We start from the raw sequence: 16,159 nt of genomic DNA on the forward strand, positions 1-16,159 counted from the left end.
ACCGTGCGGCCCCGTTGCTGGAACGCTGCGGGGGTGAAACCGCCCACCGCCCCGACCCTTCCGCCCCTCCCGGCCGTCCCGCCACTCCCGGCCGTCCCGACCGCAGTCGCGGCCCTCGCCGCCCTGACCGCCGCCCTCGTCCTCACCGTCCACCACGACGGCTACTTCACCGACGCCGCGGGGCTGTTCCTCCGGTACGCGGCCTGCTGGGTGCTGTTCGCCCTCGCCCTGCTCGCCCTGCGCAGGGTCCCTACCGACCGCGTCGTGCCGCTGCTCCTCGCCGGGACCCTCGCCGTCACCGCCACCGGGCTGGTGGCCCCGCCCCGTACCAGCACCGACTCCTACCGCTACGCCTGGGACGGGCGGGTCCAGTCGGCCGGCATCTCCCCGTACGACCACGCCCCGCAGGATCCGGCACCGGCCCGGCTGCGCGACCCCTGGCTCTTCCCCACGGGCGCCGCCTGCGCGGGCCCGGACCGCGCCCCGATTCCCGGCGGCGGCCCCGTCCCCCACTGCACCCGCATCAACCGGCCCGCCGTGCACACCATCTACCCGCCCGTCGCCGAGGCGTACTTCCTGGCGGTCGACCAGCTCTCCCCGCACGGAGCCCGGCACAAGCCGCTCCAGATCGGCGCCGGCCTCCTCTCCCTCGGCGTGAGCGGCGCGCTGCTCCTGATCCTGCGCCGCCGGGGCCAGGACCTGCGCCGGGCCGCGTACTGGGCCTGGTGCCCCGCCGTACCGATCGAAGCCGTGAACAACGCGCACGTGGACGTCCTCGGCGTGCTGCTCGCCGTGACCGGCCTCGGTCTCGTCGCGGAGCGCGGCCTGCGCCGCCGGGCCGCGGGAGGCCTGGTCCTCGGCGCCGCCGTCGCCACCAAACTCATGCCCGCCGTCGTCCTGCCGGGCGCGCTCTCCGGGGTGCGCCGGATCCGCGACGCGGCCGCCGTCCTGGTCCCCGCCGCCGCCTTCACCCTGCTCTCCTACCTGCCCTACGTGCTGCTCTCGCACGACTCCGTCCTCGGCTACCTCGGCGGCTACGTGGACGAGGAGGGCTACGACGACCCCTCCGCCGGCTCCCGCTACGCCCTGCTCCGCCTCGCCCTGCCCGACAGCTGGACGCTCCCGGTGCTCCTGGCCGCCATGACGGGCGTGTCCCTGTACGTGATGCTGCGCGGCGACCCCGGGCGGCCGTGGAGCGGCGCCCTCCTGGTCACCGGGTGGGCCTTTGCGCTCCTCACCCCCGGCTACTCCTGGTACGCCCTGCTCCTGATCGCCCTCGTGGCCCTGGACGGACGCTGGGAATGGCTCGGCCTCGCCCTCGCGGGCGCGGCCGTCTACCTCCTCGCACCGGTCTTCGGCCACCGGCCGGCGCTGAGCGCGACCGCCTACGGCGCCGCGGCCCTCGTGATCGTGGTGGCCGCGGTGCTCCGGCGGCGGTGGGAAACCGGCCGGCCCGGCGCCGGGCCGCGCCCCGAGACCGCCGGGGGCGGGCAGCGACCGTTCGACGACCGGATCAGGAACTCGTGAGGATGACGAGCTGCTGCGTCGCCCGGGTCATGGCGACGTAGCGGTCGACCGCTCCTTCGATCCCCGTGCCGAAGGTCTGCGGGTCGAGGAGGACGACGAGGTCGAACTCCAACCCCTTTGACAGCCCCGGGGTCAGCGACCGGACCCGGGAGGTCTCCCGGAAGGCGCCGGCCCCGCCGTCCTCGGCGCCGATGACGCAGGCGACCCCGTCGGCGTGCACGTCCAGCCAACCGTCGAGGACCGCGTCCAGATCCGCGACGGAGCCGTGCACGACGGGAATGCCGCTCCTGCGGACCGAGGCCGGCACGTTCGCGTCCGGGAGCGCTTCCCGGACGGCCGGCTCCGCCACCGCCATGACCTCCTCGGGCGTCCGGTAGTTGATGCTCAGCGAGGCCACGTCGACCCGGTCGAACCCGATCCGCTCCAGCCGCTCCCGCCACGACTCCGTGAACCCCTGCCGGGCCTGGGCGCGGTCCCCGACGATGGTGAAGCTCCGGGACGGGCAGCGCAGCAACAGCATCTGCCACTCCGCGTCGGTCAGTTCCTGCGCCTCGTCCACGACGACGTGCGCGAACGGCCCGGCGAGCAGGTCCGGGTCGGCCCCGGGCAGCGCGCCCTCGTCGACCAGGCTGTCCTGCAGGTCCTTGCCGCGGAGCATCGTCACCGCGCCCTCACCGTCGTCATCGGCCGCGAGCAGGTCGTCGATGACCCCGGCCATGCGCTCCCGTTCGGCCGCCACCGCGGCGCTCCGCCGCCGCAGCCGTCGAGCCGACTCCGGGTCGCCGAGCCGCTGCCGCGCCGCGTCCAGGAGCGGCAGGTCGGACACCGTCCAGGCCCGGGCGTCGGCGCGCTGCAACACCGCCGCGTCCTCGCGACTGAGCCACGGAGCACACATCCGCAGGTACGACGGCACCGACCACAGGTCCCCGACGAGGTCGGCCGCGTCGATCGTCGGCCAGGCGCGGTCGAGCGCGGCGACCAGCTCCTCGTCGTACCGCAGCGATCTGCCGAACAGGTCGGGCGAGAGGTCCTCGTCGTCGAGCTTGTCGAGCAGGATCGTCACCAGCTCCTCCCAGATCTGCTCCCGCGCTTCGTTGTGCGCAGTGCCGGCGACGGCCTCGAACGCCTCGGCCCAGTCGTCCGGGCTCAGCCGGACGTCGGCCCACGGGGTCGTGACCGTCATCCCCTCGGTCGGCGGCTCCTCGTAGATCCGGACGGCCTTCTCGATCGCCTTCACCATGTCCGCGGACGACTTCAGGAAGGCCACCCGCGGATCGGCCTCGGCCCCGGCTGCGGCCCCCTCGGCGACGAGGTCCCGCACGGTGCAGGTCTGCACGCCCTCCTCGCCGAGGCTGGGCAGCACATCGGCGACGTAGGCCAGGTAGGGCTGGTGCGGACCGACGAACAGCACGCCGCCCCGACGGTGACCGAGGCGGGGGTCGGAGTAGAGGAGGTGGGCGGAGCGGTGCAGCGCCACGACGGTCTTGCCCGTGCCCGGACCGCCGTCGACGACGAGGGCGCCGCGCGAACCGGCGCGGATGATGGCGTCCTGGTCGGACTGGATGGTGGCGAGCACGTCACGCATCCGCGGCGACCGGCTGCCGCCCAGTCCGGCGATGAAGGCGGACTGGTCGTCGAGCGCGGCGTGCCCCTCGAACCCGTCGGCGGTGAACACCTCGTCCCAGTAGTCACCGATCCGGCCGCGGGTCCAGCGGTACCTGCGGCGGCTCGCCAGGCCCATCGGGTTCGCGTGGGTCGCGGCGAAGAACGGCTCGGCCGCGGGAGAGCGCCAGTCGATCAGCAGTCGGCCCCCCGCCCCGTCGGTCAGACCGAGCCGCCCGACGTACACGGGCTCGGGGTCGTCCTCGCTGACCATCCGCCCGAGGCACAAGTCCAACCCGAAGCGCCGCAGCGCCCGCAGACGACCCGTCAGCCGATGGATCTCCACGTCCCGGTCCATCGCCTCCCGGCCCAGGCCGCCCGGCGACCGGCGCAGGCCTTCCAAACGGTCGGACAGCTCGGCGATCGTCTGTTCCAGGCTCCGGGCGACGGCCGCGAAGTGCTTCTCGTCGCCGCCGATCAGCGCCGGGTCGGCCTTGGGGGAGAGACGGGCGGGAAGGTCGAACGCACTGGCGGTCAGGGCAGTGATATCAGCAGCTCCGATCTGCGGGGGTACACCCGCGAACTCATCGAACGACCCGTCAACCGACAACAGCGCACGCACTATGGGGATCTCCCGTTTTCGCAGGTCCTGGCTTCGAGGAGCGATTCTGCGGTACGAGCGGGGCCTTGCCGCAAGCCCCCCTGTGCGTTATAACTTGAGAGTGGAAAGGAGTGGTCCCCTTTCCCCGACTGTCCGTTCCCTGCGGGCGTCTCCCCCCGTCAATTGGGGGTCGAGGAAAATCCTTCGGTATTGCCGTGGCTCAGCCAGTGGGCGATGTCGGCGATGACCGCAGGGTCGACATGCTGCGGAGTCGCGTATTCCACCGGGGTGGACGGTCCCGAGCCGGGGAAGAACAGGTGGTCGTCGGCTTCGTGGACACGGATGTCGACCTCCGGGCGGCCGGCCAGGCCCGTCCGCCATCGCACCAGGTCGTCGGCGACGGTGACCTGGTAGTCGCGTCCTCCCTGGAGGATGAGCATCGGCTTGCCGAGTCCGGCCGCGATCGCGACCGGGTCGTAGTCGCGCAGTTCGAGCCAGTACGCCGCGGACAGGCCGAACGGCAGATCCGCCGAGGGGGTCGAGGGCGTGAGCTCCGCGCTGTCGACCAGGGCGGCCTGCCGCCGGAAGGTCTCGACGACCGCGGGTGGGACCTGGTCGGGGAGCAGGGTGGCGAGGTGGCCGGCGACGCGGACAGCGGCGTGGTGCATCGGCTGCGTGTCACCAGCCATGATCACCAGGCCCGCCACCGAGGGTGCGGCGGCGGCGACGGCGGGGGCGGCCTTGCCGCCCATGCTGTGGCCGAGGACGAAGACCCGCTCGGGGTCCACCGAGCGGTGGCTGCGGAGCAGGTCGACCGCGTCCACGGCGTGCGGCACGTATTCCTGCGTCATCGTCAGGTTCGCTGCCGCGGCCGCATCGCGGTGGGCGAAGGTCGCCTTGTCGAAGCGCAGCACCGTCGCCCCGCGGCTGGCGAGCCCCCAGGCCAGGTCCTTGAACGGCTTGTTCGGCCCGATGCTCTCGTCGCGGTCGAACGGCCCGCCGCCGGCGAGCAGCACCACACCGGGGCCGGGAGCCCGATCGCGGGGGACGCTCATCGTGCCCGACACCGCGAGCGGGCCGGTGCCGAGGGTGACGTCGTGTTCGTCGAAGCGGCCGGGCTCGGCATAGGGCGGTGGCGTCCAAGTGAGTTCCGGGCCGGTCGTGGACTGTGTCGCAGCGCCGTCTGGCATCCCATCACAACCTTTCGCAATTGATGCGAACGGTAGCATGTTATGAGATCATTACGGCATGGATGCTTTCGGACTCTTGGCTCATCCGGTGCGGTTGCGCGTGGTTCATGCGATGTGCGGAGGCAGGGAGCTGACCACCGGCGAGCTGTGCGACCGCATTCGGGACGTCTCGAAGGCCACGGTCTACCGGCACGTCGACCTCCTCGCAGCCGGCGGGCTCCTCGAAGTCGCCGGGGAGCGACGCGTGCGCGGCGCGGTCGAGCGCCGCTACCGGCTGCGCCGCGACCGCGCCGGGATCAATGAGGAGGTCGTGGCTTCGCTCTCGCCGGACGACCACCGCAGCGCGTTCGCCGCCGCTCTGGCGGTCCTGGCGGCCGAATTCACCGGGTATCTCGACCGCGACACCGCCGACCCGGTGGCCGACTCGGTCGGCTACCGGCAGCACGCGGTCTGGCTCAGCCCCGGGGAACTGCGCGGGATGATCGACGGGATGCGGAAGGCGATCGCCCCCCACCTGGCCAACGAGCCGTCACCCGTCCGCACGCAGTACCTGATCAGCCCGATCCTCTTCCCCGTGGAAGCGCCGCCGGCCGGGACCGGCGCCGACGGCACTGCCGCGGAAGGACCGGAGCCCGGAACCCTGTAGCCGAGTCGCCGTGCCGCGTCGCCCACCGCGTTCATGTCGCCCGCCGCGTTCATTCGTACGGCCGAACTGCGGATGCCGCTCCCGGCGCGCAGGGGCAGGCTGTGGGGCAACGGGGAGCCGCCACCGTCTGCTCCGACGCAGGTACGGCGTCATCCACCGATCCTCCGGGATCCACGGCTCCCGACCCCGTAGGAGGTCAGCCATGCAGGGTGACGAGAGCGCGGGCGAACTCGCGGCACTGCGGGCCAGGGTCGTCGCCCTGGAATCGGAGGCCGCACAGCGGACTCCACCGAAGCACCGGATGAAGTCGCTGCTGTCCGCCCTCCTGATCATCATCGGCTGCGTGCTGGCCCCCCTCGGCATCGTCGCGTCCTGGACGTCCAGCATCGTGGGGAACACCGACCGCTACGTCGCCACGGTCGCCCCCCTCGCTTCCGACCCGGACGTCCAGGCGGCCGCTGCGAACCGGGTCACCGCCGCCCTGATGGAGCACCTCGACCTCGAAACCCTGCTGGAGGACGTGGCTCCCGACCAACGGCCGCTGCTCCAGAAGGCGCTGGGCAAGCTAGGCAGCTCGCTGGAGGGTGCGGTCAGCAGCTTCGTGAAGGAGAAGGCCCAGGACGTCATCGCCTCCGATCAGTTCGAGACGATCTGGACCAACGCCAACCGCACGATCCACACCTCCCTCGTCAAAGCCCTGACCGGCAGCGGCGACGGCGCCGTGGAGATCAAGAACGACGCGGTGACCATCGACCTCGCCCCGGTGATCGAACAGGTGAAGACACGGCTCGTGGACGCCGGCATGGGCGTCGCGGCCAAGATCCCCGAGATCCACACCGACTTCACCGTCGTACAGTCCAATGACATCGGCCGGGTCAAGACAGGCTTCCGGCTCCTCCAGATCCTCGGTGTGTGGCTGCCGATCATCGCCGTCCTGCTCGTCGCGGCCGGCGTCCTGCTCTCCGCCCACCGGCGCCGCATCCTGGTCACCGCGGCCCTCGCGGTCGCGTTCTCCGTCGCCGTCCTCGGCCTCGGGCTGACCGTTTTCCGCACCGTCTACCTCAACGCGCTCCCGGACACCGTCTCCCAGGCCGCGGCCGGCTCCGTCTACGACGCGATGATCCGGCTCCTGCGCACGACGATCCGGATGGTCGTGGTCCTCGGCATCGTGATCGCCCTCGCCGCCTGGCTTTCCGGCCCCGGCAAGTACGCCACGGCGGCCCGCCAGATCTGGCACTCCGGAATCGTCGCCACACGTGCCACCGCCGACCGGCTGGGTCTGCGTACTGGCCCGGTCGGCCCGTTCATCCGGCGCCACCGCTCCTGGTTCACCTGGGGCCTGGTCGCCATCGCCGTCATCGTCTACGTCCTGTGGTCCTATCCCACCGGCTGGGTGGTCGTGGGACTCGCCCTCGCCCTGCTCTTCGCGCTCGCGGTCACGGACTTCCTCGCCGAGGACACGTCCGCCCCCGCCGAGGAGGCGACCCCGAGTCCGCACCCGTCATGACGGGGCGTCGGCCGGGCCGCGCGCGGCGGCGGGCTGGGCCGCCGGGATGCGCTGGGTGAAGAAGAGGGCGAGCAGGGCCGCCAGGGCGAGGAGGGCGAGCGCGGCCCGCAGTCCCTCGATCCGCGCCTCCTCGTTCGCGTCGAGCGCCGCCTGGGCCACCACCGGGTCGGTGCCCGCCGCTTCGAGGGCTTCACCGAGCTGCTCGTCCGACAGGAACGGGGCACTGCCGGCGAGGGCGGTGTGCGCCTGGGCCTTCACGTCGGCCGGGACTGCCGGATTCTGCTCGATGCTGGTGAGGAACGAACTCGTCAGCACGGCGATCATGATCGACCCGGCGAGGGCGGTGCCGATCGAGGCGCCGAGGTTGGTGACGGTGTTCTGGATGCCGCCGACCTCGGCGCTCTTCTCGTCCGGTACGGCCGACACGGTGACGGCTCCGAGCTGTGAGGCGAGCAGCCCGATCCCGAGCCCGATGAGCAGCATCGGCACGGTGACGACCCCCGCGCCGGAATCCGGGGTGAGGGCGGCCATGAGGATGACGGCGCCGGCGAACATCGCCAGGATCCCCCACCGCACGACGCGCCGAGGCGAGGCCTTCGGGCTGAACTTGGGGACCCCGATCGCGGCGGCCAGCAGCGTGATGGAGAGCGGAAGGATCAGCGCGCCCGTGTGGAGGGCGGACAGGCCGAGCGCCACCGACAGGTAGAGCGGGACGACGAAGAACACGCCCATCTGCACGAGGTACTGGAAGAGGAACATCGTCAGCCCGCCGGAGAGCTGGCGGTTCTTCAGCAGCTCCGGGTCGACGAGCGGCTCGCCGCCCCGCGACACCAGGCGCGCTTCCCAACGGAAGAACAGCCAGACCAGCATCAGCCCGGCCAGCACCAGCCAGACGACGGGGGAGACGCCGAACCACGAGGGGCCCTGGGCCTTGGGCCGGAACCAGCCCCATTCGCTGGTCCGCAGGATGCCGAAGACGAACAGCCCGATGCCCGCCGCGGACAGCACCGCACCGAACACGTCGATCCGCGGCCGGTGCTCGGGGGGCGCGTCGGCGATCCGACGGGCCAGCAGCAGGATGACGAGGACCATCACGACCTCCCCGGCGAACACCCAGCGCCAGGAGAAGAAGGTGGTCGCGAATCCACCGATGAGCGGTCCCACGGCGATCGCCACCGCTGCCGCCGCCGCGACCAGGCCGTAGGCGGCGGGCCGTTGGGCCTTGTCGAAGTTCGAGGCGACGAGCGCCACGATCGCCGGCAGGATCAGCGCCGCTCCCACACCCTCCAGGAACGACCAGCCCAACAGCAGGACCGTGAGGTTCGGGGCGAGCGAGGTCGTCAGGGACCCGAGTCCGTAGATCACGCAGCCGATCATGAACGCCCGCTTGCGGCCGATGAGCGCGCCGACCTTGCCACCGCTGATCATGAGCATCGCCATCACCAGCGTGTAGGCCGTGATCGCGCCCTGCATACCGCTCACCGTGGTGCCGACGTCCTCCGCCACCGTGGCGATCGAGACGTTCATCACCGAGCTGTCCAGGGCCATCAGGAACTGCCCGGCCGCGAGGGTCAGCAGGATGAGCTTCGTGTTACCCGCGTTCCCCGCCGTCCCGGCCGGGTCCGCCTGCGCCGCTGTCATGCGCGCAGAGTGCCACGGCCGCGGGAGGCGGCCGGGCACCCCGCCCGCCGTGTCAGCCGACTGGCCGAAGCGCCGGCCCGGTCCGGCTCAGGCCGCGACGGCGGTCACCCGCCCGGACGCGATGGCGTCCACCAGACGCTGGTGATCGCGCTCGTTGAGGTCGGCGTAGCTCTCCGCGAACCGCACGAGCGCCTGGTCGAACGCACCGCTACGGCCCAGGTACGCCGCGATGGCGATCCGGTCGCCGGACCGGGCGTGCGCCCGCGCGAGCGTCACGCCGCACAAACCGGCGAAGACCCGCATGCCGCGCGGCACCATCCGGGCGGGTTCGGCGATTCCCTTCCAGTCGCGCAGCTGACGTACGTAGAAACTCCGTTCGAGGCCGTCGAGCCCGTGCGTCTGCTGCCAGCCGAGGAAGATGTCGCTCGCGGCCTGCATCAGCCGCTGGCCGGCCACGACCCGCTCGCCCCCGGTGGCGTACTCGCTGGGACCCGCGTACGCGGCGAGCACCGAGTCACCGGCCTCCTTGGCCTGCAGGATCAGCGGGTCGTCGCCGTCGCGGCCCAGCAGCAGGACGATCCAGCAGCGCGTGCCGACGCTGCCGACGCCCACCACCTTGCGGGCCATGTCGACGATCGAGTACTGCTGCAGCAAGTGCTTGCGGTCCGACTGGAGACTGAGCTTGTACCGTCCGACGACCTCCCGGATCTGCTCCTCGACCGAATCCTGCTCCTGACCCGGCAGCAGTTCGGACGCCGGTGTAATCAGCTGCGGTACGGCGGCGAAACGGCGCCGGCCGTCGACCACCTCGGTCAGCTTCTCGAACGCCTGCAGGCTGTCGCGCCCGCGCGCCTTGCTCAGTGCCTCGGACACGTTCTTGCGGCCGCGGGTGTGGAGCGAGCCCTCCGCCATCGCCTGGAGGTGAGTCTCGTCCACCCGCGCGTACCAGACGTCGAGGGTGCGCATCCCGGCGAAGGCGCGCATCTGCTCGCGGTAGCTGCGCACCGCCGACGTCACGATCGACGCGCGCTCGCTGTCGGAGAAGCCGTTCTCGCGCCCCGCGATGACCAGGCTGGTCGCCAGCCGCTTGACGTCCCACTCCCAGGGCCCGGGCAGCGTCTCGTCGAAGTCGTTGATGTCGAACAGCAGGTTCCGTTCCGGGGAGCCGAGCAGCCGGAAGTTCAGCATGTGCGCGTCGCCGCACAACTGGGCCCGGATACCCGAGTCGGGTGTGCCGGCCAGGTCACCGGCCATGATCGCGGCGGCACCACGGTAGAAACGGAACGGCGATTCCGCCATCCGGCCGTAGCGGATCGGCACCAGCTCCTGCAGCCGGGTGGCGGACTGGCGCTCGATGACGTCCATCGGGTCCGCCCGGTCGGGAGCCGGCTCGAAGTCCCCGTGGGCGGATCGCGGGGTCGCCGCCCGGGCGGCCCGGCCGTTCACGGCACGGTCCTTGGCCGAGAGCCCGGGACCGCCGTCCGTCGCGGTCGGGGCCGCGGTCGCCGTCGTGTCGCGCATCGTCATCGTCGGACCTCCCGGCCACCAGGACCCCTGCCCCCAGCATGGCACCCACCCGACACCGCTGCCCCGCGGGCGCCCGTACGGTCCCTCAGGGACTCTCCTGCCGCAGGCCGCTCGGCGCCGGGCTGCCCAGCCGCCGGGCCATGTAAGGCTCCTGCGCGAGCGCGGCGCCCAGGGTGATGCCGATGGCGACCGCCACGCAGAGCACGATCAGCCACGACAGGATGACGAACACCGAGCCGGTCGACCCGTAGGTGGCGAGCGCCCGGTTGAGGGCGTTCGGCATGTAGAAGCGCGCGCCCAGCGACAGCGCGGTCACGGCGGCGGCCGTGATGAGCGCGCCGGGCAGCAGCGGGGGCCAGCGGATCACCCCGCCCAGCAGCAGGTGCTGGCTCCACCACCACGCCACCGTCTGGAGGAGGAGCGTGAGGGGGATCCCGAGCCACAGGCCGAGTCCGAAGCCGTCACGGACCGGCCCCTGGAAGATCAGCAGGACCATCCAGGCGAGGATCCAGGCGAACCAGCGCCAGATCGCGACCCGTGTCCCGCCCCGCGGGATCTGCCAGGCACGCTTGCACAGCCGTTGCATGGCACGGCTCACCGCGGTCGCCGACAGCAGCACGATCACGGCGCCGACCGCGCCCACGGCGTTGCGGATGTCCTTCTCGCCGGAGCCGTCGAACACGGCGCTCAGCTGATCGCTCGCCTGCCCGGTGAGCCCGAACATCGTGCGGACGGAGGAGACCAACTGGTCGCGCACCCCCTCCGGGGCGAACGAGGCGACGACGAAGAGCAGGGGCACGGCCGTCAGGAAGCACTGGGCGGCCAGCCGGGTGGCGGAGTCGAAGATGTTCACGCCGACCATGCGCTCCGTGACATGGGTGATCACGGGAAACCGGGTCTCGGCCCGCGCCTGCGTCCGTTTGGCGGCCGCGGCGAGCTCCCGGGAGCGCTCGCGCCACCGTGCCTTGCGCTCCGACCACATCAGCGGCCCGCAGCGGCGTGCGGCACGGACGGCGGCTGCCGGGTCGTCGTCATGGCGGGCCTCCTTCTTCTTGGTCCAGGTTGGTGGAGGCGGACCGGGGCGGCATCTCGATGGGCAAAAGGTGTCGGAGCGCGCTGCGGTGCGTAGTGTCGTATGTCGTCGCACGATTGGGGCGCCATGGTCCTCGACCTCATGCTCATCGCGTTGGCCATCGCCCTCTACCCGCTGCCCATGATGGCGTTCATCCTCGTGGTGTCCTCGCCCAGAGGCGTGTGGAAGGGGCTGGCCTTCATCCTGGCGTGGCTGGCCAACCTCATCGCGGTGATCGCGATCGTGCTGGCGCTGACCGGCGGCCAGCCTCCGTCGCCCCGCTCCCCGCCCGGAGTCGCGGCGCTCGCGCTCAAGCTGGCCATCGGGGTGGGACTGGTGTTCTACGGGGTGCGCCGCTACCGCCGCAGGAAGGGGAAGGCCGCCCGGGACGCCGCCCCGAAGCCCTCCCATGTGGACGTCGGCTCGGTGTGGGCCGCGGCGGGCCTGGCCGTACTCATCCAGCCGTGGGGCATGGTCGCGGCGGGTGCGACGACGGTGATCGAAGCCGACACCTCGCACGCGACGACCTTCATCGCACTGTTCGGCTTCTGCCTGCTCGCCAGCTCCAGCCTGCTGGCCGCGGAGCTCTACATGGTGTTCGCCCCGGAGGCCGCCCAGGCCCGGCTGCTGCGGATGCGCGCGTGGATGGAGGGCCACAAGGACGAGGCCATCGTGTTCGTGTGCCTGCTGCTCGGCCTGTGGCTGACGGCTCAGAGCATCTACGAGCTGACCGGCTGACCGGCTGACCGGCTGACCGGCTGACCGGCTGACCGGCTGACCGGTCGGCGGGACCGGACGGTGGTGCGCGGGAGCGGCCAGACGTGCGGGGGAGCGGGCAGCGTGCTGGAATGAAAAGACCTTTCCCCCCTCTCCGACAGGAGCTGCCATGAGCAGCGAGACCGAGCCGCGAGCCGATTTCGGCGACATCGACGAACTCGGCCCGGTCGACTACATCGTGGTCGAGTTCCCGGGCAACCGTATGACGGGCGAGGGGCTCCCGATCCTCGTCGACCTCGTCGACCGGGGCATCATCCGCATCTTCGACTTCGCCTTCATCCGCAAGGAAGAGGACGGCGCGGTGACCGCGCTGGAGCTCCAGGACCTCGGTGGCGAGGTCGACCTCACCGTGTTCGAAGGAGCGTCGTCCGGCCTGCTCGACGGCGAAGACATCCAGGAGGCCGCCGCCGCCCTGGAACCCGGGAGCTCGGCCGGGGTCATCGTGTACGAGAACACCTGGGCGGCGCCCTTCGCCCGTGCCCTGCGGCGCGGCGGAGCACAGCTCGTGGCCGCCGGACGGATTCCCGTGCAGGCCCTGCTGGCGTCGCTGGACGCCCTGGAGGAACCGCCCGCCGGAGAGTGAAGCCCCCCACAGCCTGGAGATGAGTACCATGCCCGGACTCCTTCGCGGGGTCGCCCGCACCGCCGTTATCGCGGGCACCGCCACCGCCGTGTCCAACCGCGTGTCCCGCCGCCAGGGCGGCCGCTGGGCGCAACAGGACGCCCAGCAGCAGGCCCAGATGGAGGCCCAGCAGCAGGCGGCCGCACCGCCGCCCCCGCCGCCCGCCGCGGCACCGCCCGCCGACGACATGACCGCCAAGATCGAGCAACTGAAGCAGCTCAGCACCCTCAAGGAACAGGGCGTGCTGACCGAAACGGAGTTCGCCGAGCAGAAGCGCCGACTGCTCGGCTAGACGGCCCGGGCGCCGGAGCGTGAGGGGGCGCCGCGTGCAACACCTGGCGCGCCCGGCGTCTCAGGCGACGACGCGCAGGCGCGTCACGCCCGCGTCGAGCGCGCCGCGGACGTGGCCGTTCGGCGCGGCCGCGGTCCGTTGGAGGAACCGGACGGCCTCGGCGGTGATGACTTCGCCCGGCAGGACGTTGGGGATGCCCGGCGGGTACGCCGCCAGGGTGTCCGCCGAGATCCGTCCGACGGCCTCTTCCGCAGGCACGACCACGGCCGGGCTCAGGAAGGCCCCGCGGGCGGTGAGCTTCGTGCCACCGGGAGCCGGCAGCTGCAGCACGCCGCCGCCGCCGGCGGCGGCGGCGCCGGCCGAGTCGTTGGTGAGCGGCGAGGGCAGGGTGTGCAGCGCTTCCACGAAACGGTCCGTGTCGGGGACGCAACCCGCGCCGATCACGGCGACGATCGCCGCGTCGGTCGCCACTTCGACCATGACCTGATGGTCCCGGAAGAGCCGGCGCCTGGCCTCGTGGCCCGTGATCCCGCCGGCGCGGGTGTCGATCGCGACGCGCAGCGGGTCGGCCCGGACGATGTCGGGGAAGGCGTGGAACCCGTCGCTCACCACCGTGAAGCGGCCCAGCGCGCGCACGGCGCCGCGCACCCGGTCCGCGGCCGCGACCGAGCTGCCCGTCGCGTCGGCGGCGGTGACCAGGTTCCTCCGGGCGAGATCGAGCGACGCGGTCAGCAGCGCGCTCGCGCTGGTGGACTGCACGAGCCGGAACGCCCGGTCCACGAGCGGTTCGAGCAGGTCCGCGAAGGGGCCCTCCGCCAGGTGCAGCATCGCCGACTGCGTCAGGCTGCCCGCCAGTTTGTGCGTGCTCGAGGTCACCAGGTCGGCGCCCAGGGAGAGGGCGCCGGCGGGGAGGCTCGGGTGGAAGCCGAAGTGCGATCCCCACGCCTCGTCGACGATCAGGGGTACCCCTGCGGCGTGGGCGGCGTCCGCTACGGCGCGCACGTCGGCCACCGCGCCGAAGTAGCTCGGGGACACGATGTACACGGCGGCCGCGTCCGGTGTCCGTTCGAGCGCCGCCGCCACGTCCGCGGCCGTCACACCGTGGGCGATGCCCTGCTCCGGGTCGACGGACGGCTGGACGAAGACGGCGTCCAGACCCGACAGCACCAACCCGTCGATCACGCTGGAGTGCACGCTGCGCTGCACGACGAGCGTGCGCCCCAGAGCGGGGGCGACCATCGAGGCGATCTGATTGCCCTGCGAGGCGCCGTTCGTCAGGAACCAGGTGCGCCGCGCGCCCCAGGCATCGGCAGCCAGCGCCAGAGCCGTGTCCAGCGGGGAGTCCGGGCCGAGGTCGATGCCGTCGAGCAGCGGCGGGAAGTCCAGCGCCGTGATCCGGGGGCCGAAGAAGGCGGCGAGGTCCGAACCGGGGGCCGCGGCATGGCCGGGGACGTTCAACCTCAGCCAGTCCCGCCCCGCATGGCCCAGCACCGCCTCGGCGTACGGGGTACGCAGCTGGCCGACGCCAGGACGGAAGGGCGAGGGCACCGGAGCGGTGGGGACGGACGTGGGGGAGGGCGAGGGGGTGCGGTGATCGGTCGTTCTGATGTTCACCCCCGGAGCGTGACAGCCGTCCAGTCATTGAGGAACAGTGCACTTTTCGTTACCCCTCCATACGATGTCTATATGCTCGACGTCAGGCAGCTCCAGGTGCTGCGCTCCATCGCGCAGGAGGGCTCGCTCGCCGCAGCCGGCCGCGCACTGCACTACAGCCAGCCCACGATCACCCACCACCTCGCCGCCCTGGAAGCCCACTTCAACGCCCGGCTGGTCCAGCGCGGACCGCGCGGCGCCGTTCTGACCGAGCTCGGCGAAGCCCTGCTGCCGCACGCCGAAGCCGTGCTCGACCGGCTGCGCCACGCCGAGCTGGAGGTGCGCAACCTTGCCGAGCGCGGCATGCGCACCCTCCACATCGGCACGTTCCCCACGGCGGGCGCCCTGCTGCTGGCCCCCGCGGTCAAGCGCCTCTACCAGCAAGGGGTCCACATCTCGCTCACCGAAGGCGAGCTCCCCCTCCTGCTGCGCGGGTTGCGGGCCAGAGAGCTCGACGCCGCCCTCGTCTTCTCACAACCGGGCGACAGCCTCGACCTCGACGAGGACTTCGAAGTGCACCCGCTGTTGTCCGACCCGCTGCTCCTGGTCATGCCGGAGGACCACCCCTGCGCATCGCAGGACCAGGTGTCCCTCGGGGAACTGCGGGACACCGCGTGGGTGGGCGCCGCCGACCCGCACGACCCCTGCGACCGCGTCCTGGCGTGGGCGTGCGGCCAAGAGGGGTACGAGCCCCTGCACGTGATGCGCACCGACGACTACGCGGTGGTCCAGGGCCTCGTCGCCGCGGGAACGGGCGTGGCCCTCGTCCCGCGGCTCGCCCTGGGACAGTCCAGGCCCGACCTGGTGGTCCGCCCCCTGGCCCGACCCGATCTCGCCCGGGAAATCAGCGTCGCCGTACTGCGGACCACCTCGACCGGCGCCGCCCAGGAACTGATCGGGGCGCTACGGGAGCAGGCCGCGCTGATCGCGGACCGCTGGGCCGCGGCCTGACCGCGCACCCCCCGCTTCAGGCCGTCCTGGTGCTGAAGGAGGGGGTCGGGGACGGCAGCCGCAGTGGCTTCGCAACCGCCGCGCAGAAGTCGGCGAGCCCCGTCGCCAGGGCGGCCCGGGAGGCTTCCGGCATCGCGGACATCGCCTCGGCCAGCGCCTCCTGCCTGCGGGCGCGCAGCCGTTCCAGATACGCCCGGCCCGCGGGAGTCAGGCCGAGCAGCACTTCGCGGCGGTCGTCGGATCCGGGGTGCCGTTCGAGGAAGCCCACGGCCTGCAGCCGGTCGCACAGCCGGGTAACGGACGGCGGGGCCGCCTCCAGTAGCATGCCGAGATCGCGGAGGTTCAGCTGGTCGTTCGCCTCGACGAGGAACAGCACCCGGGCCTGCGCGGAGGAGACGGGCGCCGCGCTGGCCGTGTCCCGGCCCCGCTCCCATACCACCTCCAGCAGCTCGATCAGCTCGCTCATTTCCGCCACCGCCGACACGGCGGGCCGCGGAGAGCCGATCGACCGCTGACTCATGTGACACTCCCTACCGGACGTACGCGCAGCC

At 72.2% G+C, this 16,159-nt stretch carries 14 protein-coding genes; 7 read left to right on the forward strand and 7 right to left on the reverse strand.

What is annotated here, in order from left to right; translation table 11 throughout:
- The first annotated feature begins 33 nt into the window (after positions 1-33).
- Positions 34-1,527, forward strand: coding sequence for a glycosyltransferase 87 family protein (locus tag OG207_RS39630; protein WP_329105887.1), 1,494 nt, complete (start codon positions 34-36; stop codon positions 1,525-1,527).
- On the opposite strand, the gene helR is transcribed toward OG207_RS39630, so the two are convergent.
- Positions 1,514-3,676 (reverse strand): RNA polymerase recycling motor ATPase HelR, encoded by a 2,163-nt coding sequence (helR, locus tag OG207_RS39635; RefSeq protein ID WP_329108213.1) that lies wholly within the window; start codon positions 3,674-3,676, stop codon positions 1,514-1,516. The genes OG207_RS39630 and helR overlap by 14 nt on opposite strands.
- Before the next feature lie 233 nt (positions 3,677-3,909).
- On the reverse strand, positions 3,910-4,920 hold the full coding sequence (locus OG207_RS39640; RefSeq protein ID WP_329105890.1) for an alpha/beta hydrolase family protein: 1,011 nt from the start codon (positions 4,918-4,920) through the stop codon (positions 3,910-3,912).
- Positions 4,921-4,978: 58 nt separating this feature from the next.
- Between OG207_RS39640 and OG207_RS39645 the strand changes: the two genes are divergently transcribed.
- A complete protein-coding gene (locus OG207_RS39645; RefSeq protein WP_329105893.1) occupies positions 4,979-5,566 on the forward strand; it encodes a helix-turn-helix domain-containing protein in 588 nt (195 codons plus the stop codon).
- Between the two features lie 202 nt (positions 5,567-5,768).
- On the forward strand, positions 5,769-7,073 hold the full coding sequence (locus OG207_RS39650) for a hypothetical protein (protein ID WP_329105895.1): 1,305 nt from the start codon (positions 5,769-5,771) through the stop codon (positions 7,071-7,073).
- Here OG207_RS39650 and OG207_RS39655 read toward each other — a convergent pair.
- The 3 genes from OG207_RS39655 to OG207_RS39665 all read right to left on the reverse strand — a co-directional run bounded on the left by OG207_RS39655 (position 7,068) and on the right by OG207_RS39665 (position 11,223).
- The gene (locus tag OG207_RS39655) at positions 7,068-8,714 is read right to left on the reverse strand and encodes an MFS transporter (RefSeq protein WP_329105897.1); all 1,647 of its coding nucleotides are present in this window, start codon (positions 8,712-8,714) and stop codon (positions 7,068-7,070) included. The genes OG207_RS39650 and OG207_RS39655 overlap by 6 nt on opposite strands.
- 87 nt (positions 8,715-8,801) lie before the next feature.
- Positions 8,802-10,241 (reverse strand): DUF2252 domain-containing protein, encoded by a 1,440-nt coding sequence (locus OG207_RS39660; RefSeq protein ID WP_329105899.1) that lies wholly within the window; start codon positions 10,239-10,241, stop codon positions 8,802-8,804.
- A gap of 85 nt (positions 10,242-10,326) precedes the next feature.
- Positions 10,327-11,223, reverse strand: a complete 897-nt coding sequence (locus OG207_RS39665; RefSeq protein ID WP_329105900.1) for a YhjD/YihY/BrkB family envelope integrity protein — start codon at positions 11,221-11,223, stop codon at positions 10,327-10,329.
- Between the two features lie 177 nt (positions 11,224-11,400).
- Here OG207_RS39665 and OG207_RS39670 point away from each other — a divergent pair, with 177 nt between their 5' ends.
- The 3 genes from OG207_RS39670 to OG207_RS39680 all read left to right on the forward strand — a co-directional run bounded on the left by OG207_RS39670 (position 11,401) and on the right by OG207_RS39680 (position 13,004).
- On the forward strand, positions 11,401-12,051 hold the full coding sequence (locus OG207_RS39670) for a GAP family protein (RefSeq protein ID WP_329108215.1): 651 nt from the start codon (positions 11,401-11,403) through the stop codon (positions 12,049-12,051).
- A 148-nt stretch (positions 12,052-12,199) separates the two neighbouring features.
- Positions 12,200-12,673, forward strand: coding sequence for a DUF6325 family protein (locus OG207_RS39675; RefSeq protein WP_329105902.1), 474 nt, complete (start codon positions 12,200-12,202; stop codon positions 12,671-12,673).
- 28 nt (positions 12,674-12,701) lie between these two features.
- Positions 12,702-13,004 carry an SHOCT domain-containing protein gene (locus tag OG207_RS39680; RefSeq protein WP_329108217.1) on the forward strand — a complete coding sequence of 101 codons (303 nt, stop codon included), beginning with the start codon at positions 12,702-12,704 and terminating at the stop codon, positions 13,002-13,004.
- A 60-nt stretch (positions 13,005-13,064) separates the two neighbouring features.
- Here the strand turns inward: OG207_RS39680 and OG207_RS39685 are convergent, their stop codons facing one another.
- On the reverse strand, positions 13,065-14,618 hold the full coding sequence (locus OG207_RS39685) for an aminotransferase class I/II-fold pyridoxal phosphate-dependent enzyme (protein WP_329105904.1): 1,554 nt from the start codon (positions 14,616-14,618) through the stop codon (positions 13,065-13,067).
- A gap of 72 nt (positions 14,619-14,690) precedes the next feature.
- On the opposite strand from OG207_RS39685, the gene OG207_RS39690 reads away from it, so the two are divergent.
- Entirely contained in the window at positions 14,691-15,608 is a 918-nt protein-coding gene (locus tag OG207_RS39690; protein WP_329105906.1) for a LysR family transcriptional regulator, read from the forward strand.
- 16 nt (positions 15,609-15,624) lie between these two features.
- Here the strand turns inward: OG207_RS39690 and OG207_RS39695 are convergent, their stop codons facing one another.
- Positions 15,625-16,128, reverse strand: a complete 504-nt coding sequence (locus OG207_RS39695; protein WP_329105908.1) for a MarR family winged helix-turn-helix transcriptional regulator — start codon at positions 16,126-16,128, stop codon at positions 15,625-15,627.
- Between the last annotated feature and the right edge of the window lie 31 nt (positions 16,129-16,159).

It is taken from the genome of Streptomyces sp. NBC_01439 (assembly GCF_036227605.1).
Lineage (GTDB): Bacteria > Actinomycetota > Actinomycetes > Streptomycetales > Streptomycetaceae > Streptomyces.